Origin of the sequence: Clostridium sp. KNHs214 (assembly GCF_000744935.1) — a bacterium.
Lineage (GTDB): Bacteria > Bacillota > Clostridia > Clostridiales > Clostridiaceae > Haloimpatiens.
Genome location: NZ_JQMW01000004.1, coordinates 353781 through 379106 on the forward strand (window position 1 = coordinate 353781; position 25326 = coordinate 379106).

Here is a 25326-nt window from a genome sequence, read left to right on the forward strand (position 1 = left end):
CTAAATTAATTTTACATATATGAAATTTTTCCATCCTCAACTACTATTTTACCATCTTTTATAACCTTGTCTATAGAATTTACACCAAAATGATAAATTAAATACTCTAAATTTTTAGAGTTGAATATACATATATCAGCTTTTTTATCTTTTTCTATACTACCTATGGTCTTTTCTTTATTTATAGCACAAGCCGCATTTATAGTCATAGCATTTATTATCTCTGCTGGAAGCATTCCCATGCCAAAACATGCAAAAGTCATAACCTGCTGCATAGATTCTGTAGGAGAAGTACCTGGATTGCAATCTGTAGCTAAAGCCACTGGAACTCCCTTTTCTATCATTTCTCTTCCCCTTGCAAAATTTTTAAGCATTAGATAAAAAGAGGTACATGGTAGCAATACTGCCACTACTCCATTATCTGCCAAAGCCTTTATTCCTTCATCAGAAGCTGCCACCAAATGCTCTGCAGAAGTAGCTTTTATTTTTCCTGCCAGCTCTGCTCCACCTATAGATTCTACTTCATCAGCGTGTATTTTTATTTTTAATCCCTTTGAATATCCATAAGTTAAAATATCCTCTGCTTCTTCTACAGTATAGACGCCCTCTTCACAGAAGCAATCTATAAATTCAGCCAAATTATTATCCACTACATAAGGAATTATTTTTTCCTTCATTAGCTTAATATATCCTTCTCTATCTTCTTTATATTCCTGAGGAATGGCATGAGCACCCAAATAAGTAGATACCACATCCATGGGATGATTTTGATTTAATTTTTTATTTACTTCAAGCATTTTTATTTCCCCATTAAAATCTAGAGCATATCCTGATTTACTTTCTACAGTGGTAGTACCGTGTAATAGCATTAAATCCATTCTTTTTTTAGCTTCTTCATAAATCTCTTCTAACTTTGCTTCTCTAGTAGCTCTAACAGTACTTAGTATACCTCCACCATTTTTTAATATCTCTATATAACTTACCTTTTGAAGCTTTAATGGAAGTTCTTTTTCTCTAGATCCTGCATAAACTACATGAGTATGTGGATCCACAAGTCCTGGAGTAACAGTTTTACCTTTTCCATCTATAACATTACATTCTTCCTTTAAATATTTGCTATAGCCTTCTCCCTGCCCTACTTCTAATATTTTTTCTCCTTCAATAACCACATATCCATTTTCTATAATCTTAGCATCCTTCATTTCAGCCTTAATTTTTCTATAACTTCCCGCACAAGTAACCAAAGAATCTATGTTTTTTATAATAATATACAATTCTTACTACCTCCTTTTATTTAGTATCCAATCACTAATCAGCACTTCCCAAATACTAGTCGTCACTCTTCAATCACCACTAAAATACTCTTTATTTTTTATTTGTTCTTTTTCTTTATTCCCTACTATTTACCCTTTCCCCTTCCTATCACTCTAGCTCACTGACAAACAACCACTAGCACACTGGCACTCTAGCAAACTAGCCCACTATTTCCTAGCCCTCTGGCACACTAGCCCACTAGCACACTAAAAAACCCCCAGTCTCTAGTCCCCCATCTCCTAACACAAGGTTACTGACGACTGATCCACTGGGGATTAATTAATCTAGTGTTTTAACTTAGTATAATTCTACATATCATTTAGCTTGCAGTTTATTCCCAAATTCTAGTTTCTAGCACTTGTTCTGTTGAGAAATTCTCAAATTGTAGATAATATTCTGCAGTTTGGAATATAGCTCCCATTGGTATTAATCCAATTACTTCACTACCAATTACATTAACACCATATCTTCTAGCTTCCATTTTCACCATTTCAAAGACTCTGTATAGTGCTGTTTTCTGATAGTCTACTACATTTATTGATACTTGAGCCATGTTTCTATCTTCTATTTTAACACCTAGTGCCTTAACATATCTAAGTCCGCCACCTAAGTGTCTTATAACCTTAGCTATTTTATCAGCTATTTCTACATTATCTGTATCTAAGTTTATATTATAAGCTATAAGTGGAACTCTAGCTCCTATTGCCACGCAGCCGCCTTTTTCATTTACTTCACATGGACCATAATCTGGTTTCCAATCAGCATCTTTTATTTTTTCAAAGAATCCTTCATACTGTCCTTTTCTTACTGTTGCTAAATTTTCTCTTCCTTTACTTGAAGCTGCCTTTTCATATAGGTATACAGGTATGTTAAATTTCTCTCCTATAGTTTTTCCAACCCTATTTGCTATTTCTATACATTCCTCCATAGTCACTCCAGTTATAGGTACAAAAGGCACCACATCTAAAGCTCCCATTCTTGGATGTTCTCCCTTATGATTTCTCATATCTATGTTTTCATAAACTTTTTCAGCCATATTTACCATGGCATTTTCTACTGCTTCTGGAGTTCCAATAAATGTTACAACACTTCTGTTATGGCTTGCATCTGATGAGTAGTCTAATAGTTTAGCTCCCTCTGTCTTTCTTACAGCATCCACTATCTTTTCTACTACTTCCTTATTTCTACCCTCACTAAAATTTGGTATACATTCAACTAATCTAGCCATATATGAATCCTCCTTATAATTTATATATTTTAGCCAAAGGCTAATTTAAATCTAATACAAAACTTCAACTTTTTCCTCTACAGCTTTTAAAATTTCTCCTCTACTCACTAGTTCAGTACATTTATCTAATTCTTTATACATAACAATATCGTTTTCTATAAAGTCTATATGCTTTCTTACACAGTCATAAGCTTGTTTAGTTCCTTTTCCTAAAGTAAATCCTTCTCTAAAATCTATAGCTTGACAAGCTGCTAAAATTTCAGTAGCTAGTACTCTTTGAGCATGTTTTAATATTTCTCTGCTCTTTCTTGCAGCTATAGTTCCCATACTAACATGATCTTCTTGATTTGCAGAAGATGGAATTGAATCTACAGATGCTGGATGAGCCAACACTTTGTTTTCTGAAACAAGAGCTGCTGCTGCATATTGAGTTATCATAAATCCTGAATTTAATCCGCCATGTTTTACAAGGAATGGTGGTAAATCATTTAATTGATAATTTATAAGTCTTTCAAGTCTTCTTTCTGATATATTAGCTATTTCAGATACAGCTATACCTAAGAAATCAAAACTTAATGCCATAGGTTGTCCATGGAAGTTTCCTCCTGAGATTACATCTCCTTCTCTTGTAACTATAGGATTATCTGTAACAGAATTTATTTCTATCTCAACCTTTTCTCTTACATAATTTACAGCATCTTTACTAGCTCCATGGACTTGAGGTGCACATCTTAAAGTATAAGCATCTTGAACTCGAACTTCTCCCTGTCTTGTCACAAAAGTACTTCCTTCTGTTAAGTTTAATAAATTTTTTGCAGTGTTGATTTGTCCTTCATGTGGTCTTACTACATGTAGTCTTAAATCATAAGCATCTGTTATTCCTCTTAAAGCCTCTGCAGATAATGCACATGCTATATCTGCTGTTTTTATAAGATCTATTGCATCATATAAAGATATAGCACCAACACCAGTCATTACTGGAGTACCATTAATAAGAGCAAGTCCTTCTTTTGCCACTAAATCAATAGTTTTTATACCTGCTTTTTCCATTGCAGCTTTTCCTGGAAGTATTTGTCCCTTATATTCAGCTTCACCTTCTCCTAGCATTGGTAAAACCATATGTGCAAGTGGTGCTAAATCTCCAGAAGCTCCTAATGAACCTTTTTCAGGGATTACAGGGTGCACTCCCTTATTAAGCATATCTATAAGTGTATTTAATGTCTCTAATCTTATGCCTGAATATCCCTTTGCTAGAGCATTTATTCTTAAAAGCATTATAGCTCTTACTACTTCTGTAGAAAAGCTTTCTCCAAAGCCACAAGCATGAGATATAATCAAATTTCTTTGAAGTGTTTTGCAGTCATCTTGAGTTATACTAACTTCTGAAAACTTTCCAAATCCTGTAGTAACACCATATACAACTTTTTCTTTTTCCACAATATCATCAATTATTTTTCTTGAGTCTAATATTTTTCCTTTTGCTTCTTCCTCTAATTCTATTTCATAATTCTCCCTAGATACTTTTATAACTTCTTGTAAAGTCAATATGTTGCCGTTTATTTTTATCTTTTCCATGTTTCCCTTACCCCCAGTATTATATTATTTTTCAAATTATTAATACTATTCTATATTTTTTCTCTTAAACCTTTATTTCTGTTCGTCTTAATATTCTGAATTTATTCAATGTACTATCGCTTTACTTTGATAAAATAATAACACCTATTATTACAAATAAACTTCCTAAAGCAGTATTAAATGTAAAGCTTTCTTTTAATATAAGTACTCCCAGTATTAAACTAACTATAGGCTCTAATGTGCTTAATATGGCTGCCTTAGATGGCCCTACTATTTTCACCCCATTTATAAAGGTTATGAGAGCTATTACTGTGGATATAAGCGAAAGAGCCACTATGTACATAAAGCTAATAAAATTTATACTAAGGTTCATATCACCATTAAATACTCCGATTAAAAAAATAAACAAGCCAGCAATAAAAGAAATATACTCTGTCATTACATAATTATTTATATCTTTAACATACTTATGTGATACTCCCATCACATATATAGAGAAAAATATAGCTGATAAAAATGCTAAAAGTATTCCCTTTGCATTTAAATCCACAGACTTGTTAAACACCAAAAAATACAATCCTACAAAACACATGACCAAGGATATTACTTTTTTTCTATCCATCTTATTTTTATATAAAATAGAATCCAGTACTGTCACTATAGCAGGATAAGTATACAATATCATGGTAGCTAGTCCAACAGATATATATTTATAAGATGTAAATAATGTTACTGCTGTAAGCGCATATCCCAGTATAGATACAATGCTTATAATTAAAAATCCCTTTAAACTAACCTTTAGATTTACCCTATTTAAAATAGTATAAATAGCTAAAATAATGCCAGCAAACAAAAATCTATAAAAAAGAAGACTATAAGTACTTACCCCTTGAGCATAAACAAATTTTGTAATTATAGGCATTACTCCAAAAGCCGAGGATGATATTACAAGATAAAAAATCCCCTTAAATTTTTCATTTTTAAACATAATTCCACCCATTCCCTAAAATTATTCTTTTCCTCCACAATTGTATCATGTTTTGGGGATCATGTCTTAGAAATGTACATAATTTTCAGTTTTTTCTTATACATAAAAATAAACTCTCAAGAAACACTACAATTAGTAAGTTTCATTGACAGTTTATCTTTTTGTAAATTAATTTTTAATCCTTCTAAATTTAGCATTAACTAAAATAGACTTGGCATATTTTAAAATATCTCGTATATACTTTCTATTTACAAATAATATTAATATAACAACTGCAATATTTATAATTATATTATTTAATCTAATACTTGCAGTAGCTAATATTACCATCATAATTGAATTAATAGCATAAAACCTTAAATCAAACTTAAACCATAGTCTTCTAGAAATTAATGTTCTCATCCAAAAAAACACCAAATATGCTATTCCTGTTGATATAGAAGCTCCCATAGCTCCAAATTTAGGCACTAGTAAAAAATTACCAATATAATTTGTAACTGCTGACACCAAAGATATTATAATATTATATGAAGTTTTTCTAGAAAAAGAGATACCTAAAGTGGTAGTCTCAGACACAGTATACATTATAGGCAAAAATAATAAAAATGGAACTATTACATTTGCATCAGCATATTTAGGAGAAAGTATTTTTATAATTATGTCTTTAAATAATACTATAAAGGAAAATAATACAACCATTATACTCATAACCATATCACTTACCTTCATATATTTTTCATTAGGCACATTATCTTTATACCATCTAAATGCAGTAGGTGTCCAAAATGTACAAAATGCTTGTTGTATTATTCCAAGAACCATAACAATCTTAAAAGCTGCGGAATACAATCCTATTTCATTAAATGTACCCCATTGTCTTAATGCTATTCTATCCATAGAACTAAAAAACCAACTTATTATAGTAGCTGGAACTAGTGGTAAACCAAATTTGAATAATTTATTTATAAGTTTTTTATTGATATTAAATCTTGTTTTCCAAACCTTTCTTAAAAAATAAGTTTCAAGTACACACAAAACTACTAAACTTATAAAATTTGAATTTATAATTCCCTTAAAACTTTTATCAATAAATAATAAATATGGAATCATTATAAAAAGTACTAAAAGTTTACTTAATATATTAAATAAAGAATATATCTTGGCTTTTTCTTCCATTCTTAAAGTTAAAAGATTAAATCTATCTATTACAGCAAAAGGAAGGGAAAATGCAAGAATATTTATTGTATACTTTTCTACTGAATCAAACATCAAAATAGATATGGGTTTATAGAAAACTATGTATATGATTCCAAGTATAAAAGAAAAAATTAATGGAACTATTAAAGAATTCCAAAACAAATTACTCTTATTCTCCTGCTCATTATATTCTCTTACAAATGATTGGTCTAATCCTAAAAATATAAAAAGAGAACTTATAGTATACCCCATAGTATACATTGCAGATTTACCAAAATCATCCGGTGACACCAAATAACTAGTAATCGGTACTATTAAAAAACTTAATATAGCAGAAACTATAGGACCAACAGAAAACCCCGCAAATTTTTTTAGAAAATTATTAATTCCTTCTTTTTCACTACCTGCCTCCATAAGGTTCCTCCAAATCTAAATTATAATTATAAAATGCTTATCCATTGATTATACCATACAAATTATATATCTATTTAGTCCTAAAGTCCAATATTTATATGTTTTTTACAATCTATTAACTATATAAATCTTTACAAATAATTTTTAAATATTAAATAGAAAAACACAACATACACTTTAAAATAAAGTGTTGTCGTGTTCATTTTTAAAATCTACTATTTATTTTCTGTATATGGTTGCTGCCATGAATTAGTAAATACATATTCTCTTACATCTTTCTTTTGATAATGCTTTTTATCTTGTTGTATTTCACCAACAGGAGTCATAGCAACTACTCTATAATTACTTGGCACATTTAAAATACTTTTTACGCTATTTTCATCAAAAGCACCTATCCAGCAAGTTCCATAGCCCTCGTTAGCTGCTGCTAATATAAAGTGTTCCATTGCTATAGCACTATCTACTAAATAGTATTGTTGATTGTTTACTACACCAGACATATTAGGATCTGCTACAATAACACAAACTACTGGTGCCCTTTGCATTGACTCAGCTGCATCATCCGTATTATTTTTAACCGTGGATGCTAATTGTGATTTTGTAGTATCATTATCCACTATTATAATTTTATATGACGTATTATTTTTCCAAGAAGGTGCCATCATAGCTGCATTTATCATTCTATCCAGCTTACTCCTATCTATAGGTGTACTATTAAATTCCTTTATACTAGTTCTATTTTCTATAACTGAATAAAAATCCATATAACCACACTCCTATTTCTTTGTATTAACTTTAGTATGCGTGGTTAGTATTTTATTATTCTAATAATTCAAGTAATGTAATACTTTTTGTGGGATAATCATTTTAATAATTTATTCGAACTTTTACTTCATCTTTTTCATATCTAATGTTTTTATTGAAAAACCTATAATACTTCACTATATGCTTTAATTATATTTTTAACTATGTTTTGTTTAGAATACTTATTTTCACAATTGTTTCTAATAATTTTTGAATCATAACTAGAATAATTTTTCATAACTTCTAACATGGCATTTGATAGCTTTTCTTCATCATCAATTGGAACAATCAATCCATTTTCGCTGTTTATTATTCCATCAGCGCCACCATTATAGGTACCTATTATAGGTTTCCCACAAGCTAATGCTTCAACATAAACCACACCAAAAGTTTCATGTTTAGATGCTAATACAAAGCAATCACATTTATTCATCTGTACTACTACTTCTTTTCTTGTTAGCGCCCCTAAGAACTCTACTTTATCACTTACATTTAAATTATTACTCAATTCCTTTAATTGCTTCTTTTGACTACCATCTCCACCTATTACCAATTTAGCATTAATATTTTTAAATTTTTTAGCAAAGGATTTTATAAGTGTATCCATTCCCTTTTCCCCTTCTAGAAAAGCTAATGAAAAAAAAGTAAATTCATTGTTTTTTTCTAATTTCATGGGTTTAAATAATTCTAGGTTCACTAAATTAGGAATGACCTCTACTTCATTTCTTTTTGTTAAATCACGCAACTCTTCTCTTAACCCTTCACCAACTGCAATCAATTTAGAAGCATTTTTGTAAGAATTCACAACATACTTTTTGTAGCTTGGCTTCAAATATTTACTATAGGTTATAGAAGAGTGTTCCGTTATAACTAACGGAATATTATATTTACCACTTATATATTCTGCACTTATGCCTCCCCATAGTGATGAATGAGCATGAATTAAATCTATTTTGCCTTCTCTTTCTGAAATCAATTTATACAATTTCTCTAATCTTTTATTAAAAAACATAAACATAAGAGGATTTTTAGGTAAATAATTATAGTTTTTGTATCTATAGGTTTTTAATCCCTCTTCATTTTGTATACTAATACCTTTTTTATCGTTTATTTTTCCAAGTAACGTTAAAGGCCATATTTCATTAAAAGCTACAGTTACTTTAACCCCCTGTTCAGCTAAAGCTTGTGCTTGTTCTTTAAAAAAACTACCATGAACCTTATTTCTAGGTGTAGAATACCATGAAGGTACAAACATAACATGCATTTAACTTCATTCCTTTTTAAAGTTTATATAACTTCTTTGATTTTTGTATAACATTTCTAGTGTCATACACAATTTTATCTTTCAATAACTCTTGATTATACTTTATTTCATCGTGTCCAACTAACACCACTACTATTTCTAATCCTTCTAAAAATTTTTCTAAATCCATAACTTGAAAATCAACTTTTGCCTTCTTAACCATAGGATCATACACTTTATATCCTCTAATATTACGTTTCTTAAGTTGTTTAATAAGTTGTAGTGTTGGACTCTGTCTTGTGTCGTCTACATTTTCTTTATATGTAATACCGTAGAAACCAACTTTCTCGAAATCATCTATGTCATTTTCCTTCATAATTTCCATTGTTTTGTTTAGCACATATTCAGGCATAGAATCATTTTGTTCCCTGGCAGATAAAATTATTTTAGTTATATCAGGGTAATCTCCTACCAAAAACCATGGATCTACAGAAATACAATGTCCCCCAACTCCTGGACCAGGAGTTAATATATTAACTCTCGGATGCATATTAGCAATTTTTATAAGTTCATAAACATCTATATTTTCCTTGTAACATATTTTAACTAATTCATTTGCAAAAGCTATATTAATGTCTCTATAAGTATTTTCTACTACTTTAGACATTTCCGCCACTTTAATACTAGTAACAACTATGTCTCCTTTACAAAAGGATTTATACCAAGACTTAACTTCTTCTCCTATACTTTTTTCATCTGCCCCTATAGTTCTTGAATTATTAAGTAATTCATAAACCATTTTACCAGGTATTATTCTCTCTGGAGCATGAACAATATGTATATCCTTTCCTATCTCAAATCCTTTTTCAATAACTAAAGGTTTTACATACTTATCAATAGTCCCTGGGGATATGGTAGATTCAATAACTAATATAGTACCTTTCTTACATACCTCTAATACACTTTTAGTTGCCGTTACTAAATAACTTACATCTATTTTTTTACTATCCTCCATATAAGGAGTAGGTACTGTTATAATATACTTATCAGTGGAACAATATTCATTAGAAAATTTTACCCCTTTATTTATAGCTTGTTCAAAAATTAAATCTAACCCTTCCTCTTTAAAAGTAAGCTCCCCTTTATTTAATTTATCTACTAGTTCTATATTCAGATCTGTTCCTACAGCCTCTATTCCATGAGATGCAAACATTAGTAATGTAGGCAATCCAATATATCCTAATCCTATAATATTTAATACTCCCATCGTATTACCTCATTTCTATTATTATTACAACATATATCACTAATATATAATAATCCTAAAATTAATTTTCTTCAATAATTTCTATTAACTTTTCAACTATATTCTTCCACTCATAATTTAAATCTCTATTTACAACTATTTCTTCCTTATTTTCTTTTGCTATACTTTTTAAAGTATTATGTATATCAATCTCACTGTTATTAATGCATATACATTTATCATTATTTTCAACCAACTCTTTTATTGGATCGGATTCATCTCCATATATAACTATTATTTTAGCTTTAGTGCCAAAATAATCATATATTTTAGCTGGAATTTGTTTAGAGTTCTTATTTCCAAATAACAATAATACTTCTGAATTAACCATATACTCTACAACCTTATTATAGGAAATACGTCCATTAACCGTTACCACATCTATATTATCTAAATCGTTTTTTATAGCCTCATCATCTATATTTCCAAAAAACAATATGTTTAGCTTTTTATATAAATCTATATCATTGGATTTTAATTTATTTAACGCATTGATAAAAGGCTTTAAATCCCTCAACTTAGAAAAAATCTCTCCTGCATATAAAAAATTAATTTTATCCTTCTGTATGAGTTTAGGAGGAGCTTTTTCCTCAATTTTTGTATAAAATCCTAAATCAAATCCTCTAGAAACTATATTTGTCTTTTCATCTGGAATGTTATACGTTTTTATATAATCAATCCTATTAGGCTCTGTTACAAATAAAAATTTATCGCTTAGCTTAACTACTTTCTTTTCTAAATTTTTCTCTATCAATTTTTTTAACCAAAAACTATTTTCTCTCGTAGAATCTTTTAACCACGGATCACTCCAATAAGTTATCCATTTTACATTTTTAAACTTTTTCTTTATGTTATAAGCGCATATATGTGATGAGGGAGGTTCATGCATTGAAAAAATCACATCAAACTTTTCCTTCTCCATAAGGTTTATCCCAAATTTAGCAGCTTTATTAGCCCATCTTATATACATATCTGGTGTAGCTAAATAATTTTTAATCTTTCTTAAAAATTTATTTTTACTACTCTTTTTAACATTTCTTGATACATTATTAGCGGACTTTCTGGGCATAAATTTATTAAATATTATTCCACCATCTATTAAATGTACTTTAACCTCAGGAGCTATCATACCAGCTAAATTTTCATCATAATATATGGAATCCTTAGGAAAATTCACAGTCAGCAAATGTACTGTATATCCACTTGTATTAGATATTTTATTTAAATACTGCAATGTCCTTATAGCTGCTGAATTATTTATAAATGGTGCATAACAAGCTATAAATAATATATTCATACGTCCCTCCTTAGTTGTATAATTATTTATTCTTTACGACTTCTAATAAAAATTTAGGAATACTGCCTAATCGCTTAATTCTATATGGTTCTTTTATTGTTCTATAAAGCCATTCTAATCCTAAATCTATCATCCATTTAGGAGCTCTCTTAGTTTTTTCCCCTATGACATCAAAACTTCCACCAACTCCCATAAAAATTGTAGCTGGAATCTTATTCATGTATTTAATAATAAAATTTTCCTGTTTAGGACAACCCAATGCAATAAATATTGCATAAGGCTCCTTACTAATAATATCATTTACTATCTCTGCTTCAGCTTCTGAATTGAAATATCCATTTCTGCATCCAACTATGTTTAATTTAGGAAGTTCTTTTCTTATGTTTTGAACACATGCATCTAAATTTTCTTGAGATGCTCCTAAAAAATAAACTCTTTTATTTTGTTTTTCACATTCTTTTAAAATATTTTTCATTAAATCTATACCTGCTATCTTTCCTTTAACAGGATTTTTTATCATCTTAGAGGCTAATACTGTACCAATGCCATCAGGTATTATTAAACTATTTTCCGAAGTAAAGCTATTATATAACTCAGGTTTTTTTAATCCGCTATATAGGATATCTGGGTTCCCTGAAATTATATTAATCTTGCTAAAATTATTAATATACTTCATTAAATCATTAATATCATTTTTAAAAATATTATAACCTAATAAATTAATAAATTTATCACTCATTTAACATCTTCCTTTGATAAAAATTTATTATTCCTAATATAATAAACATAGTAGTCATTATTTTAGGTATATCATAAAAACAATCTATTGAATTCATAACTTGAAATATAAAAAATGAAATACCTAAGGCTTTTACAATATAATATTCTCTTTTACCTTTGGTCCTTTTTAAAGATTGTCTAACTGTTTTTAAAGAAAATAACAAAAACATTATGAACATTATAGTTCCTGGTATTCCTAATTCACATTGAATTTTTAAAAATATATTATGTGGGTGTTTAGGAACATATCGAGAAGTTATTTCTAATTGTTTACGATATTTATTAATATATTCAGGATAAGCTATCATATAATTACTGTATCCAACTCCTAAAATGCAATTATCTTTTATAATGTATCTAGCTGTTCTCCATATCTTTATTCTAGACTCGTTTTGATCTCTATTAAAAACTTGCATTATTCTATTTCTACTAATAGGAGTCACACATAGTATTAACATTAATATTAAAGCAACTATAGTAAATTTTTTATTATAAAATATAACAAATATACCTATTCCCAATATAAGAGCTAATAATGCATTTCTAGAACCACAAAATATTATTGAAAACAACATAATTAAAGACATGATTCCATAAATGAACTTTTCTTTTTTTCCTTTAGCTACAAAAATTAAAGTTACGCTTAAGAATATAAAAAATATAATATACGCTCCTAAATTATTAGAATTTTGAAGAAATGATGCTATTCTTATTTCCCCTTTAGTATGCAGAAAATATCGCATATTTATATATTCATAAACGGCTCCACAACCTATAAATGCAGCAACACTTAAAATAAGTATAGTATAAAAATTCATTATTTTCTTATTGTCATTTATATAGGAAACTATAAAAAATATAAAAATATAAATTGTAAATCTTATACTATGAGTAATTGCAACTCTCTTATCTAAAGCATACATACTTGAAAAATACATAACTATATTTAGTCCTATAAGTGACCAAGCCAATGGTGATTTAAAAAATTCTTCAACATTAGAAAATATTTTTTTTCTTATAGATTTATTTAAAATTATCCCTAATAGAGTAATAAATATTAAAACGTAAATAATATAATCTGATTTAAAAGTTATTTTGCCTATTTTATTTTCAATAGGAATTAAAGGATAAATAATAACGTATATAATAAATAGCATGTTTGTTAAATAAACATATGCCCTTTTCATAATAACAAAATCTCCTTCTTTTAAAATAAAGTCATTTCTAATAAGCTCCTTCTTTTTTTAAAACAGAAGCTATTGTTTTAAAAAAGATTTCTATGTCATATATTACAGAGAAATTTTGTATATATTTCAAATCATAATAAATAGTTTTTCCAAGCTCTATTTCTCCTCTTCCACTAATCTGTGCAAGTCCAGTTATGCCTGGAGTAACTAGAAGCCTTTGAGCATATTCCTTTGGATAATACTTAACTACATCTGGTATTTCCGGTCTAGGCCCAACTAAGCTCATATTTCCAATAAGTACATTAAAAAGCTGTGGAAGCTCATCTAAACTTGTCTTTCTTAAAAAAGCACCTACTTTTGTTATTCTATTATCACTTTTACTTTGGAAAACAAAATTTTCAATATTAGATGGATCTATTTCTAACTCCCTTTTCTTTTCTGCATTTACTATCATAGTCCTAAATTTATAAATTACAAACTCTTTATTATCTTTACCTACTCTAACTTGCTTAAATAAGGCTGGCCCTTTTGAATCTAACTTTATAGCTAAATATATAATTAAATAAACTGGAAGCAATATAGTTATTCCTATTAAAGATAATATAAAATCCAGTATTCTCTTAATAGCAAAACTTAGTCTTTTAGATTTTAATTTATCTATATCTATAATTATTTTATGGTATTTTTTATCTTTGTTGTTCCCACTATTCACCTAAATACATCCTTCCTAAAATATCTTATGTAACTTAATTTTTATATAATATTACATAAAACATCATCTCAATTAAACTTCACTTATCATAGCTATTTTATCATAAATTGATTAAAATAAATACATATCATTTAAAATAGCTACAGTCTCTATAGAAGAAATGACTGCAGCTATATATAATATGCTTTTCTTTTCAAATTCTATTCGCTAGAATAACATAGTACTGAAATTACATTCCATTAAAAAATCACTTTTTCTTAAATATAATACTACTTACAATTATCTGGATATTTTTTTATTCTTTTCTACTGAATTTTTAGATTTGAAAATATAAAAAGCACCCACCCCTTCTAAAAATCCTAATCCATAACTTATGTGAAGTATTGGAAATATTATAGGAACATATCTTAAGGTTCCATTTTGCCCTTTAGTTATTTTTATAGAAGAGATTATATCACATAATACATATGTAACCACTTCAATAATCCAAAGAACACCTATAGGTTTTATAAAAATTCCTAGTAAAATTCCTAAAATATTAGTAACTACAAAAGCCATAGGAACCAAATGTCTTATAGATGCAATTTTCCCATGTTTTTGCATTACTTTTACTTTCCAAAATCCATACTGGAAATATTGTCTCCATAGTTTTTTTAGAGAATCTCTACTATAGTAGTATGATTTTACTTTAGGTGAAAGTAATATTTTATATCCATTTTTTATAACCCTAAAATTAATTTCATCATCTTGATTTCTAACTAACTCATCGTCAAAATAACCTATTTTATCCAAAACGCTTCTCTTATAAGCACCAAAAGCTACTGTATCTACATACATTTCTTCCTTTGCATATCTAAATAACGCGTTTCCAACGCCAAATGGTGAACTCATAGATAAAGCTATAGCTTTTCCCTTGATTGATGAATTAATGGTTTCTATGGTTCCCCCCACACACGCTACGTCCTTTTCTTTATTGAGTAGCTGAACATTATTTTTTATAAACTCCTTATCTGCATAGGCATGAGCTCCAAATATAATTATTATATCAGCTGTACTGTTTTTTATTCCCAAATTCATTCCTTTAGGAGTTGTTAATTCTACATTATCTAATAAACGTACATTTTCATTTTTATATTTATTCACAATTTCTCTAGTACCATCATCAGACATTCCATCACAAATCAATATTTCATATAACTCTTTCGGATATGTTTGATTTAAAAAAGATTCTATACACTGCTCAATATAATTCTTCTCATTCTTGCATGGAATAACTATTGATACTGTTTTAAATTCTAAGTTCATATTCGTAACCACCTTACAAATTATGATTTATTGCATTAAATTCAACGCTAATCTAAAATTTATAAAAATTGTTTATTATTTTTAAAATTCTATCTCCTGCATGACCATCTCCAAATATATTCTTTTGCTCTTCTTTTGGAATAAAATTCTTTATATTTTGAAGTATAGCCTCTTTATTTGTTCCTACTATAACATTCCATCCATTTTGTACTGTCTCTACCCACTCAGTTTCATCTCTCATAGTTACACAAGGTTTTCCCATAAAGAATGCTTCTTTTTGAACTCCACCGCTATCTGTAACTATTTTTTTAGCATGCATCTCAAGACTTATCATATCTAAATAACCAATAGGTTCTATTACCTTTATATTTTCTCCAAATTTTAACCCATAATCCTCTATATACTTTTTAGTTCTTGGATGAAGTGGCAATACTATTTTTTCATCGCTTTCATTTAGAGCCTCTATTATATTTTTCAATCTATTTATATCATTAGTGTTTTCAGCCCTGTGTATTGTAGTTAATATAAATTCTTCATCTTCTAAACCAATTTTCTTAAGAATCTTACTCTTTTCCTGAGATAATTTCTTAAAATGAAGCACCGCATCAAACATAACGTCTCCTACATTATGTACTCCTTTAATTACTCCTTCATTTTTAAGGTTATTCTCTGCTGTAGTAGTAGGTACAAATAAAAGTTCTGATATATGATCTGTAAGTATTCTATTTTGTTCTTCTGGCATAGCTTTATTAAAACTTCTAAGTCCCGCTTCCACATGAGCAACTGGTATTAAAAGTTTACTTGCTGCTAATGCCCCTGCTAATGTGGAATTGGTATCTCCATATACTAAAACCAAATCTGGCTTTTCTTTTAGATATATTTCTTCTAATTTACTTAACATTTCACCTGTTTGCTTTCCATGGGATCCTGAGCCTACCCCTAAGTTATAGTCTGGTTTAGGTATGTTTAATTCTTCAAAAAACACTTTAGACATATTCTCATCATAATGCTGTCCTGTGTGTATTAAAACTTCCTCGTGCTCTTTTCTTATTATATTAGAAACTGCCGCTGCTTTTATAAATTGTGGACGTGCTCCTACAATAGTTATTATCTTCACAGTTATATACCTCCATTTAAATATTTCATTTATCCATTTAAAATTTTATAATATATTCGTTCAACTTTTGCAAAATTATCTTCTATCCGATAATTATCTTCAATAAATTTGCGTCCATTTTTTCCCATTTGGATTCTTATTTCCATATTAAATAATAATTCTTCTATAGCTTCTACTAATCTTTTATGTTCTTCTTTTGGTACTACAATACTGCTATAATTTGGCTTAGTAGCTTCTGGTAATCCCCCGACATCTGAAACTATTACAGGTGTACCACAGGCCTGTGCCTCTACAGCAGCAACCCCAAAACTTTCACTTAAAGATGGAAATACTGCAATATCAAATCTATTAAATGCATTTACTACTTCTTCTTTATTTAATAATCCCAAAAACTTCACACTTTCATCTATTCCTAAATTTATAGTTAGTTGTTTTAGATAATTTAATTGACTACCTGGACCACCTATTTCTAATACTAACTTTTCATTAGGATATTTACTAATAATTTCTGCAAAAGCTTTAATTAAATATTCTATACCGTAATTTTTTTCTAAAGTTTTCACTATACCAATGGTTAAATATTTCTTTTCTCTATACCTATTTTCTTTTGGTTTAAAAAAATTAGTATCTACTCCAAAAGGAGTTATTTCTATGCTTTTGTTAGTATATTTTTTTGTTTCTTCTGCCATAGCTTTACTTGTCGATAGTAATAAATCTGCTTTTGATAAGTTATATTTTATTATTCTTTCAAATATTCTCCCCTTCTTAGGGAACTCATAAACATCACTTCCCCAAACAGATAAAATATATGGATGAAAATTAACTATAGAACCAATTAGTCCATAACTAGAAGCATAATGAGCATGTACTATATCTGGTTTTATTTCTTTTATTAACTTCTTTACGTATCTTACTTTTGAAATATAACTAATTTTATATAATAAACTAGATTTTCCAACTTTCTCTCCGTCAAAGCCTAAAGAATATACCTTGGTACCATTAATATTGCCTGAATTTAAAGATATTACATTTACCTCATATCCTTTTTCAACAAAGTATTGACACCATTTTTTTGTATGAGCACTATTAGCATCTGAAAGATAGCATATTCTCATATTATACCTCCACGATAATTATAAACTAGTTAAATCACTTTTTACTTTTAAGGCTCTAGCCTCCCACGTATTATAGTTCAATGTTTTTTCTATATTGTATATTTTACCCAGTAGTGTGCTTCTGTTGTTTAATATTAAATTCATAATATCTTTTAATTTTTCTTTATCGTATTCAACATTCCACCCTATATCATTTTTTTCCACAAACTCGCCTGCTGCAGTTCCTTTAGTAGATATAATTGGTTTTAAATATGTCATATATTCAAAAAGTTTTACAGGCATTGCAAAATTCCTGTATTCTATTGGTTCAAATAATAAGCTACAAATATCACATTCTCTAAAATAAGGTTCTAAATCTTTACCAAATTTATGTATTATTTTTATTCTACTATTGATAAAGCTCTCATACACCTCTTTTTCCTTTTCCCATTCCTCTTTTCTGCAACATACAGTTAATTCTACATTAGATAATTCATTAACCACTTCAAATAATAATTTAATATTGTATATGGAGCTAATTCCCCCCACATAAAAAATCTTTAAATTATTGGTATTTACTTCATTGGTGTTTTTTTCAATATTCTTTTTTTCTATTTCACAACTATTTATTCCAGGTGGTAGTTCATCTACAATTCCTTTAAAATTAAAAGGTATATATTCGTACATTAATTTAGTAGGAAGATAAATTACATCTAATAATTGATTGTACTTATATAAATCATAATTATAAAAACTCTTAGCTATTTGGCGTTTTGGAGTTTTTACACTTTGATCATATATAGGAAATCTCCAATATATATCTCTATAAAATAATCCTATTTTAATATTCCGTTGTTTACAAAATTTCAAAAAACCAAAATCTAAAAAGGGGTACTTAGGAAAATGATTTTTTTCCGTTAATAGTGTTGGTTGAGTAGAACTTTCAGAGTATAAAAAATCATACTTTATTCCATCATCAATACTTTTCTCTATTTCCCTTATTCTTTTTTTTCTTTCATCACCATAACCAGTTATAACTTCTGCTTTATATCCTATATTCTTAAATGCATCTATAATTCTAACTGGTCTAATTTGAGAACCTGATGGATGTTCAAAATCTATATGAAAAGGTAAGTGAATAATACATCTTTTATTACCCATTTATTTTCCTCCCTTTACTATTAAATTGTCTTATCTTTATAATTATATCATTAAGCATTTTCTTTTTTTCAAGTAACTTAGCAATTAAAACAATAAATAGAATTAATCCAATATTTACTATTGCGTTAGAGTTATATATATAATCGGTAAAACCACTTTGAGAAACCTCCACTAAAGTCTGTGTTGCAAAAATATACATAATCACATTAGTAGGTGTTTTTTTATTTTTTATAAACATCAAATATACTGATTCAAATATTATACCTACATATATAACGCCTAATATAACTCCTATAATACCAAAGTTTGCATAAGCTTCCCCTACAAATAAAGTATTCATTACACCCGCTGTACCATTAACAACTTTATCAGGACTATAAAATTGCATCACTGCTCTCCCCGATCTTATATGCTTACTTCCATTAAAAATTAGTCCTAAAATGCTTGGTGAAAGACTTCTCCAATTTAAATATGGTATAAAATTAGGAAATAAATCCACATGTAAGAACAATGTAGCAATTTGTGTAAATATAAATCTTCCAAATGGTCCACTGTATATATCAATTCCGTTAGAGAAATTATAACCCATTTTTATATACATAATTCCTAATACACCTATTCCTAATACAGCGAATTTAATAAGTGATTTTAATTTTATCTTTCCTTTTATAATTATATTTATAAATACAAACATAAATATATATGTAATTACAGGTGATTTAGCGTAATTATATGTTTTAATAAATATTGATGCTATAAATAACAATAAAAACAATATTCCCCAATTTCTTTTTTTAGTACATTTATAATATATATAAGCTAGGTATGATAATAACGGTGTTATACCCAAAACTAAAAAGTTTCTAAGATATTGATTAATATATGTACCTTTAGATATATTAATTCTATCTACGCCCATAGAAGATAAACCTCTATTAAATATCAAATTAATTAAAGGTATAGTATTCATTCTTTTAAACATAACAATTGTTAAAATTAAGCAAAAAATGCTTATTATGGATGTTACTATAAATATATAATCGTCATTCTCAATAATAATAGATTTTTTTAGAAATTCTTCATACTGCTTTCTAACGTTAACTTTAAATAATCTTGATACAACAATCATAGCAATTGGAAATACCAGTGCAGTAAAACAAATTATAAAATATGTTTTGTTAATTGTATTCTCGTTAACTATTTTAGAAATCAAATAGTGTTTCTTAAGCCCTAAAAATACCAAACTGCTTCCTAAAAAATTATGAAGAATAAATAAATAAAAAAAATAAGTAATAACATTTACTTTTATAGGGTTTAAAGTGCCACTTGCTTTATAAAATAAATAGCATGATAAAACTAATACACTAAAAACTACAATAAGTTTCCAAAACAATCCAAATCACACCTTATCATTCAAAAATTTGTTTTTTTAAAAATTCTGATTTTGTATAAACATCAGCATTTTTTAGTTTATTCTTCAAATGTTCTATAGGTTTCCTATCTACTTTTTTATCTAAGAAAATTTCTTCAATAGTATGATTATCTTTTAATACAGAAATATCATTAATATTATTAAATCTTAAATCTAAAATTTTTAAATCTTTCATACTTTTAAGGCTATGTATATCATAAATAAAATTTCTATTTATATATAATTCCTCAATATTAGACAACTTAGATAAAGTTGATATATCTTTTATTCTATTTCCATTTAAATTTATTTTGCCAATATTAGTCATATTTCTCAAAGGCGAAATATCACTAATAACATTATCGGTAAGATAAAGTTCCTTCACTGATTCCATGTTTTCTATTCCCTTTATTGAACTTATACCATTACCACTAACTTTAAAAATCATAAGATTTTTCATACCATATAATTCTGAAATATTTCCTAAATAATTATAATCTAAAGATAACAATTTCAAATTTTTTAACGTTTTTAATGGATTTATATCTTCTATATGATTCTTGCTTAAATCTAAATTAACCAACAATTTCATACCTTTCAAAGCATCTACATTATTTATGTTATTATTGTTTAAGTATAGTTCTTTTAAGTTTTTGCACTTACTTATAGTTGAAATATCTGATATCTTATTTAACCCTAAATTTAAATAATTTAAATTTGATAACTTTGCTACTGAATTTATATCTTCTATATTATTATCACTTAAATTTAAAATAGATAAATTATACAAATTTTCTATTCCTTCTATGGATTTTATATCCTTTCCAGATGCATCTAAAATACCTATACCCTTAATATCTTTAGTATATAATGCTCCAAAAGGTTTCTTAATTTTTATTCTTACGACTTTTTCAAGATTTTTATCCTTAAAACTTATTTTTTTATTATTATAGATTATATCATTATCCTTATTTTGTCTTTTTATAATTACTCTGTTTATGCTAAAACTTAATACAAGGATAACCACTATACATAGCATAAATATAACTTTTTTATCTGAAAAAAATCCTTTAATTTTTAAATAGCTCTTTCTCATATTTTCCTCCTTAAACATAAAAGGCATTATACTTACTATAAATACCACTCTTATAATGTTTCATTAATATAATAAATTTTCTATGCTAATTTACTTTTTAAAACAAAAGACAGTGGTATAAAATTACTAACATATTTATAGTAATTTTATAGTATACTAAAATTTATTAACTAAATCAATAATTTTCCGTCCACTAGTTCCAAATGTATCTTTAGATAATAAGAAATCCAACACTTCATCATATGCGTCAATCCATTCTGCCCATGTTTTATCCATGATATCAAAGGATGAATTATGCCACAAAAGATTAAATACCCCATTATATTTTTCTGTAGTTTCTATTAATTGTTTTATTCTTTTTAATCCCTCTTTTTTATCTAAATTACTATACTGTCTACCTACAATAGTCCCCTCCATAACTATTAAAGGTATTTCCCAAATATTAATGACTCTATCATTAATTAAATCATAGGGTTTATATGGGAAACAATATCCACACCTAAATCCCTCACAATCAGCATACCCTAAAGAAGCATCATATTTAATTCCTATTTTTTCTTGTATCATCCATGTTTTAGGAACATTAAATCTTAAATAATGCTGTCTGCAACCATATGACATATTTTTTATCAATTTATCCAAACTCATTTTTTCACATCTCATCATTTCTAAATTATTGTAACTATTATAACTTCCATGATATCCCGCCTCAAATCCTTTATCTTCTACAAATTGTATCAAATTTATAATTCTTTCATCTTGTACACTATAGTTATTATCTACCTGAGAATTTCCTCCGCTCATAAAATAGAAGCTTGACTTAAATCCCCGTTTTAACTCCTTATTCATTACTTCATCTAAATTCCAAAACAAATCCTTTTTATAATCCCTTTTGCTGTTTACAAACAAAATCAAATTTTTAATGGCTTTACTAATAGATTTATCTATTAGTAAAAGTCTACCACAATTTTTAATCTCGCTTTTTAATTTAGAATACTTAAATACCTTGTCAACATCATGTGTTAGACATGTAGCAAATTTTTTATTTTTCCACCAATTCTTCTTTTTATATCCTAAATGAAAGCTATCTATAATACTCCATAAAAACATTATATATTCATTTACAATAGGTCTATGTAAAAAATTATTTTTATATGCAATAGACTCCCTACCTATAACTCTGTCATGTATATCCTTTTGCAAATTAGTACTCACTACTTCTTCATATCTAGTAAGCATAAAAAATGCATTTGAAATAATGTCCAAATTAGTTGTAAATATACTTGTCTTATTCTCTACTATTTTATTTGAAAAAATCTTACTATCCAAAGAAAATAATGAAACTAATTCTATATCATTATTAAAACTATATGTTTGCACATCTAGATTACTCAATGAACATTTATGCATATAGTAATCCTCATTAAACAATTGCATACTATCTTTTACTATTATATAGTTTAAAAAATTTCTATGATTTTTTATGTGTTTTTCATATTCTTCTGACTGACTATAAATTATTGCTATGTCTACATCCTGTGATTCTATTTTTTCTAATTTATTTACAAATTTATGCTTTAATCCCAAGTTGAAAAATATATTATTAAAAACATATTTTATTTTATTGCTAAATTTTTGATTTTCAATGTAAATATATATCATCGTTATACCTCTCATATCAATTTACTATAAATATAAATAAAATAATCTTTAATCTAGCTATACAAATCTTTTCAAAATTTTTTTAAAAGCATTTTTAATCAAAAATTTTGCTGCTTCAACTTTATTAGGATAAAAAACTACTTTTAATTCTCCTTTTTTTTCATGTAGCAATATTTGTTTATATATATCGAAATTATATTCTTTTCTTTTAATATATCCTTTAACATACCTTAAGCCATCCATCCAAACTATATGTTTATATGGTGTTTCTGTCTCATACCATTCCTCTTCTTTATCCATATTTAAATATCTTTTTATTAATCCATTGTTATAATGTTCTATAAATATCCCATGTTGCATCCAAAACCTTGGATTTAATTCTAAAACATAGTATTCATTATCATCTTCTTCATAGAAAAATTCCAACTCGAACGGTCCTTGATATTTCATATCGGATAAAATTACATGGGTTCTCTTTAATAAATTTTCTGGGTCTTTAACTGTCTCAATTATAGAGCCTGTAGCAATTTTTTCTGCATCACCCATTACCTTTCTTGTTATTATAATCATATTTCTTTTAGTGTTTTTATAATCAAAAAAACCACAAGTAGAGTAATTATTTTCCATTGGAGATTTTAATAATTTTTGATAGAAAAAATTTTCTATATCAAAATCATTTTTTTTGATTTCCTCTAATGCTAACATATAATCTTCTTCTGAATTTAGTATATATCCTCTTGGTATTTTTCTTCCATTAATCCATGAAGATTTAGCTTTTAAATATATAGGATATTCTTGAGGTTTTCCTTCTATTTTTGTAAACGGGATTGGTTTTTCTCCAATTCGATTAATATATTCAGCAAAATAAACTTTATCATCTATTAAATTCTTATCTATTTCCTTAGGTAAAAATTCTAATTTTTGATGCTCGTAATACTTAAACAAACTACCTTCTTCTGTAAAAAACAATACATCATTATCTTCTATCTTTCTATCTACTATAGGTAGTAATTCCTTTTTGTCACTTAAACATTCTAATTGAATTCCTAGCTTATCTAATCCTTTTTTTAAAGTCCATGCATTAACATGATTTGAATGAACATAATATCTCATTTTGTCACCTTCTTAAATTTACTTTTAATTAAGTCTAAAATACTAAATATCTCATCTTTGTTTATAGAAATCAACTCACTTAACTTATACTTTTCATTTTTAACAAAATAAACCAAATACATAATCCCATAAAATACATAAGAAATACTAGATGCTAAAGCAGCACCATTTCCTTTAAATTTTGGAATAAGTAATAAATTTAATACTAAATTTATTAAAAAAGAAAAAAATGATATTGAAGTTATTACTTTTACTTGTCCATTTGAATAAAAATATGGAGTAGCTACTTTTCCTAATGCTACAAACGATATACTAAAAAATAATATTAAGCATATAGTTTTAGAACCACTGTACTCTTTGCCATAAACTAATGGAATTAAAGGTATCATTATCATGCCAACTATTGAAAGTGCCAAACATAGATAAAAAGTATATTTTATAGTTTTAGTTGTAACACTCCTTCTCTCCTCTGAATTTACAGGTATATTATAAAGTCGCGCAGAAATAGCTGAAGTCACACTATCTGGTATTAAAAATACTAATTCCACCAAAGATACTGCCACCGCATATATTCCTAATTCCCTTGCCCCTACAATATTTTTTATAAGATATTGGTCAACTCTATAATTTAAGTATATAAATATATTAGCCATCCATCCATTTATACCGTATATAAATTCTCTCTTTAATAATATACTATTTAACTTAAACTTAAATTGAATATTTATATTTTTCAAAAGAAACACTGCATATATAATAGAAGTTACAACTTCTATAGTAAAATAAGAGTATATGTTTAATTGATTAATTAACCAAAATATAACTATACTTGTAGACCTTATAAATGAATATGCTAATGCATATTTATTTAATTCAATAATTCGTTCATTTCCTATGTAAAAGCAACTCAATGAAACAATACTAAAGTTTGCTAATATATACACACTTCCGCTTAATATAAAATATGCTCCATATCCCTTAAAACCAATACCAAATTTCCATACAGCGAATAGTATAATTGATGTAATTATCCATACTATTAGTAAGTATGTATTATTTACAGAATATACTTCATCCTCTTTAAATTTTGTTCTTTTTTGAAAATATTGTGTCGCATTCACTATACCAAAACTTCCATAGTTAAATATTAAATTAAAAAATAAAAATAAAAAAGCAACATATCCTTTTCCTTCTGGCCCTAATGCTCTTGATACCACAATACTAGAGAAAAATAATAATACTATTTTAACAGCTTGCGTTAGAAAATTACTTTTTATATTATCCCTATAACTCATAAAAAGCCTCCTTTAATACTTTCAACA

The 25326-nt window shown here is 27.3% G+C and carries 21 protein-coding genes; all 21 read right to left on the reverse strand.

The genetic code is table 11. The features are described 5' to 3' along the window. Positions 1–11 precede the first annotated feature (11 nt). The gene (hutI, locus tag CC89_RS01810) at positions 12–1274 is read right to left on the reverse strand and encodes an imidazolonepropionase (RefSeq protein ID WP_353600865.1); all 1263 of its coding nucleotides are present in this window, start codon (positions 1272–1274) and stop codon (positions 12–14) included. 371 nt (positions 1275–1645) lie between these two features. Further along, positions 1646–2542, reverse strand: coding sequence for a glutamate formimidoyltransferase (gene ftcD / locus CC89_RS01815; RefSeq protein WP_035288350.1), 897 nt, complete (start codon positions 2540–2542; stop codon positions 1646–1648). A 51-nt stretch (positions 2543–2593) separates the two neighbouring features. Next, entirely contained in the window at positions 2594–4117 is a 1524-nt protein-coding gene (gene hutH / locus CC89_RS01820; RefSeq protein WP_035288352.1) for a histidine ammonia-lyase, read from the reverse strand. A gap of 121 nt (positions 4118–4238) precedes the next feature. Continuing rightward, positions 4239–5105 carry a DMT family transporter gene (locus CC89_RS01825; RefSeq protein WP_185750638.1) on the reverse strand — a complete coding sequence of 289 codons (867 nt, stop codon included), beginning with the start codon at positions 5103–5105 and terminating at the stop codon, positions 4239–4241. Between the two features lie 168 nt (positions 5106–5273). Continuing rightward, positions 5274–6716, reverse strand: a complete 1443-nt coding sequence (locus CC89_RS01830) for an oligosaccharide flippase family protein (RefSeq protein ID WP_051931394.1) — start codon at positions 6714–6716, stop codon at positions 5274–5276. A 215-nt stretch (positions 6717–6931) separates the two neighbouring features. Beyond that, positions 6932–7480 (reverse strand): nitroreductase family protein, encoded by a 549-nt coding sequence (locus CC89_RS01835; RefSeq protein ID WP_035288356.1) that lies wholly within the window; start codon positions 7478–7480, stop codon positions 6932–6934. Between the two features lie 164 nt (positions 7481–7644). After that, positions 7645–8784 carry a glycosyltransferase gene (locus CC89_RS01840; RefSeq protein ID WP_035288358.1) on the reverse strand — a complete coding sequence of 380 codons (1140 nt, stop codon included), beginning with the start codon at positions 8782–8784 and terminating at the stop codon, positions 7645–7647. 16 nt (positions 8785–8800) lie between these two features. Then, complete coding sequence (locus CC89_RS01845; protein ID WP_035288362.1) at positions 8801–10030, reverse strand: nucleotide sugar dehydrogenase; 1230 nt, start codon at positions 10028–10030, stop codon at positions 8801–8803. Between the two features lie 61 nt (positions 10031–10091). Next, positions 10092–11366 carry a glycosyltransferase gene (locus CC89_RS01850; protein WP_035288364.1) on the reverse strand — a complete coding sequence of 425 codons (1275 nt, stop codon included), beginning with the start codon at positions 11364–11366 and terminating at the stop codon, positions 10092–10094. A 22-nt stretch (positions 11367–11388) separates the two neighbouring features. Next, on the reverse strand, positions 11389–12105 hold the full coding sequence (locus tag CC89_RS01855) for a WecB/TagA/CpsF family glycosyltransferase (protein ID WP_035288366.1): 717 nt from the start codon (positions 12103–12105) through the stop codon (positions 11389–11391). Next, positions 12098–13333 carry an O-antigen ligase family protein gene (locus CC89_RS01860; protein ID WP_035288368.1) on the reverse strand — a complete coding sequence of 412 codons (1236 nt, stop codon included), beginning with the start codon at positions 13331–13333 and terminating at the stop codon, positions 12098–12100. Before CC89_RS01860 ends, CC89_RS01855 begins: the two co-directional genes overlap by 8 nt. A gap of 37 nt (positions 13334–13370) precedes the next feature. After that, positions 13371–14045 (reverse strand): sugar transferase, encoded by a 675-nt coding sequence (locus CC89_RS01865; protein WP_051931396.1) that lies wholly within the window; start codon positions 14043–14045, stop codon positions 13371–13373. Positions 14046–14324: 279 nt separating this feature from the next. Next, a complete protein-coding gene (locus CC89_RS01870; protein WP_035288370.1) occupies positions 14325–15350 on the reverse strand; it encodes a glycosyltransferase family 2 protein in 1026 nt (341 codons plus the stop codon). A 52-nt stretch (positions 15351–15402) separates the two neighbouring features. Further along, the gene (gene wecB / locus CC89_RS01875) at positions 15403–16467 is read right to left on the reverse strand and encodes a non-hydrolyzing UDP-N-acetylglucosamine 2-epimerase (RefSeq protein WP_035288372.1); all 1065 of its coding nucleotides are present in this window, start codon (positions 16465–16467) and stop codon (positions 15403–15405) included. 29 nt (positions 16468–16496) lie between these two features. After that, a complete protein-coding gene (locus CC89_RS01880; RefSeq protein WP_035288374.1) occupies positions 16497–17582 on the reverse strand; it encodes a glycosyltransferase family 4 protein in 1086 nt (361 codons plus the stop codon). 18 nt (positions 17583–17600) lie between these two features. Next, positions 17601–18722: a glycosyltransferase gene (locus tag CC89_RS01885; RefSeq protein WP_035288376.1), complete on the reverse strand. Its 1122-nt coding sequence runs from the start codon at positions 18720–18722 to the stop codon at positions 17601–17603. Then, positions 18715–20115, reverse strand: a complete 1401-nt coding sequence (locus tag CC89_RS01890; protein ID WP_035288378.1) for an O-antigen polymerase — start codon at positions 20113–20115, stop codon at positions 18715–18717. The genes CC89_RS01885 and CC89_RS01890 overlap by 8 nt, the downstream gene beginning before the upstream one ends. Before the next feature lie 16 nt (positions 20116–20131). Further along, positions 20132–21229, reverse strand: a complete 1098-nt coding sequence (locus CC89_RS01895; RefSeq protein ID WP_035288380.1) for a leucine-rich repeat domain-containing protein — start codon at positions 21227–21229, stop codon at positions 20132–20134. 156 nt (positions 21230–21385) lie between these two features. Further along, the gene (locus CC89_RS01900) at positions 21386–22891 is read right to left on the reverse strand and encodes a polysaccharide deacetylase family protein (protein ID WP_035288382.1); all 1506 of its coding nucleotides are present in this window, start codon (positions 22889–22891) and stop codon (positions 21386–21388) included. 57 nt (positions 22892–22948) lie between these two features. After that, a complete protein-coding gene (locus tag CC89_RS01905) occupies positions 22949–24004 on the reverse strand; it encodes a hypothetical protein (protein ID WP_035288384.1) in 1056 nt (351 codons plus the stop codon). Beyond that, positions 24001–25299 (reverse strand): oligosaccharide flippase family protein, encoded by a 1299-nt coding sequence (locus CC89_RS01910; protein ID WP_035288386.1) that lies wholly within the window; start codon positions 25297–25299, stop codon positions 24001–24003. Before CC89_RS01910 ends, CC89_RS01905 begins: the two co-directional genes overlap by 4 nt. Between the last annotated feature and the right edge of the window lie 27 nt (positions 25300–25326).

What these genes read in the sequence shown, in the direction of transcription:
- CC89_RS01855 (WP_035288366.1), bottom strand. Translation starts at nt 12,105, where the DNA reads ATGAGTGATAAATTTATTAATTTATTAGGTTATAATATTTTTAAAAAT.
- CC89_RS01835 (WP_035288356.1), bottom strand. Translation starts at nt 7,480, where the DNA reads ATGGATTTTTATTCAGTTATAGAAAATAGAACTAGTATAAAGGAATTT.
- CC89_RS01825 (WP_185750638.1), bottom strand. Translation starts at nt 5,105, where the DNA reads ATGTTTAAAAATGAAAAATTTAAGGGGATTTTTTATCTTGTAATATCA.
- CC89_RS01900 (WP_035288382.1), bottom strand. Translation starts at nt 22,891, where the DNA reads ATGATATATATTTACATTGAAAATCAAAAATTTAGCAATAAAATAAAA.
- CC89_RS01850 (WP_035288364.1), bottom strand. Translation starts at nt 11,366, where the DNA reads ATGAATATATTATTTATAGCTTGTTATGCACCATTTATAAATAATTCA.
- CC89_RS01885 (WP_035288376.1), bottom strand. Translation starts at nt 18,722, where the DNA reads ATGGGTAATAAAAGATGTATTATTCACTTACCTTTTCATATAGATTTT.
- hutH (WP_035288352.1), bottom strand. Translation starts at nt 4,117, where the DNA reads ATGGAAAAGATAAAAATAAACGGCAACATATTGACTTTACAAGAAGTT.
- CC89_RS01870 (WP_035288370.1), bottom strand. Translation starts at nt 15,350, where the DNA reads ATGAACTTAGAATTTAAAACAGTATCAATAGTTATTCCATGCAAGAAT.
- CC89_RS01830 (WP_051931394.1), bottom strand. Translation starts at nt 6,716, where the DNA reads ATGGAGGCAGGTAGTGAAAAAGAAGGAATTAATAATTTTCTAAAAAAA.
- CC89_RS01860 (WP_035288368.1), bottom strand. Translation starts at nt 13,333, where the DNA reads ATGAAAAGGGCATATGTTTATTTAACAAACATGCTATTTATTATATAC.
- CC89_RS01840 (WP_035288358.1), bottom strand. Translation starts at nt 8,784, where the DNA reads ATGCATGTTATGTTTGTACCTTCATGGTATTCTACACCTAGAAATAAG.
- ftcD (WP_035288350.1), bottom strand. Translation starts at nt 2,542, where the DNA reads ATGGCTAGATTAGTTGAATGTATACCAAATTTTAGTGAGGGTAGAAAT.
- CC89_RS01845 (WP_035288362.1), bottom strand. Translation starts at nt 10,030, where the DNA reads ATGGGAGTATTAAATATTATAGGATTAGGATATATTGGATTGCCTACA.
- CC89_RS01880 (WP_035288374.1), bottom strand. Translation starts at nt 17,582, where the DNA reads ATGAGAATATGCTATCTTTCAGATGCTAATAGTGCTCATACAAAAAAA.
- CC89_RS01905 (WP_035288384.1), bottom strand. Translation starts at nt 24,004, where the DNA reads ATGAGATATTATGTTCATTCAAATCATGTTAATGCATGGACTTTAAAA.
- CC89_RS01895 (WP_035288380.1), bottom strand. Translation starts at nt 21,229, where the DNA reads ATGAGAAAGAGCTATTTAAAAATTAAAGGATTTTTTTCAGATAAAAAA.
- CC89_RS01910 (WP_035288386.1), bottom strand. Translation starts at nt 25,299, where the DNA reads ATGAGTTATAGGGATAATATAAAAAGTAATTTTCTAACGCAAGCTGTT.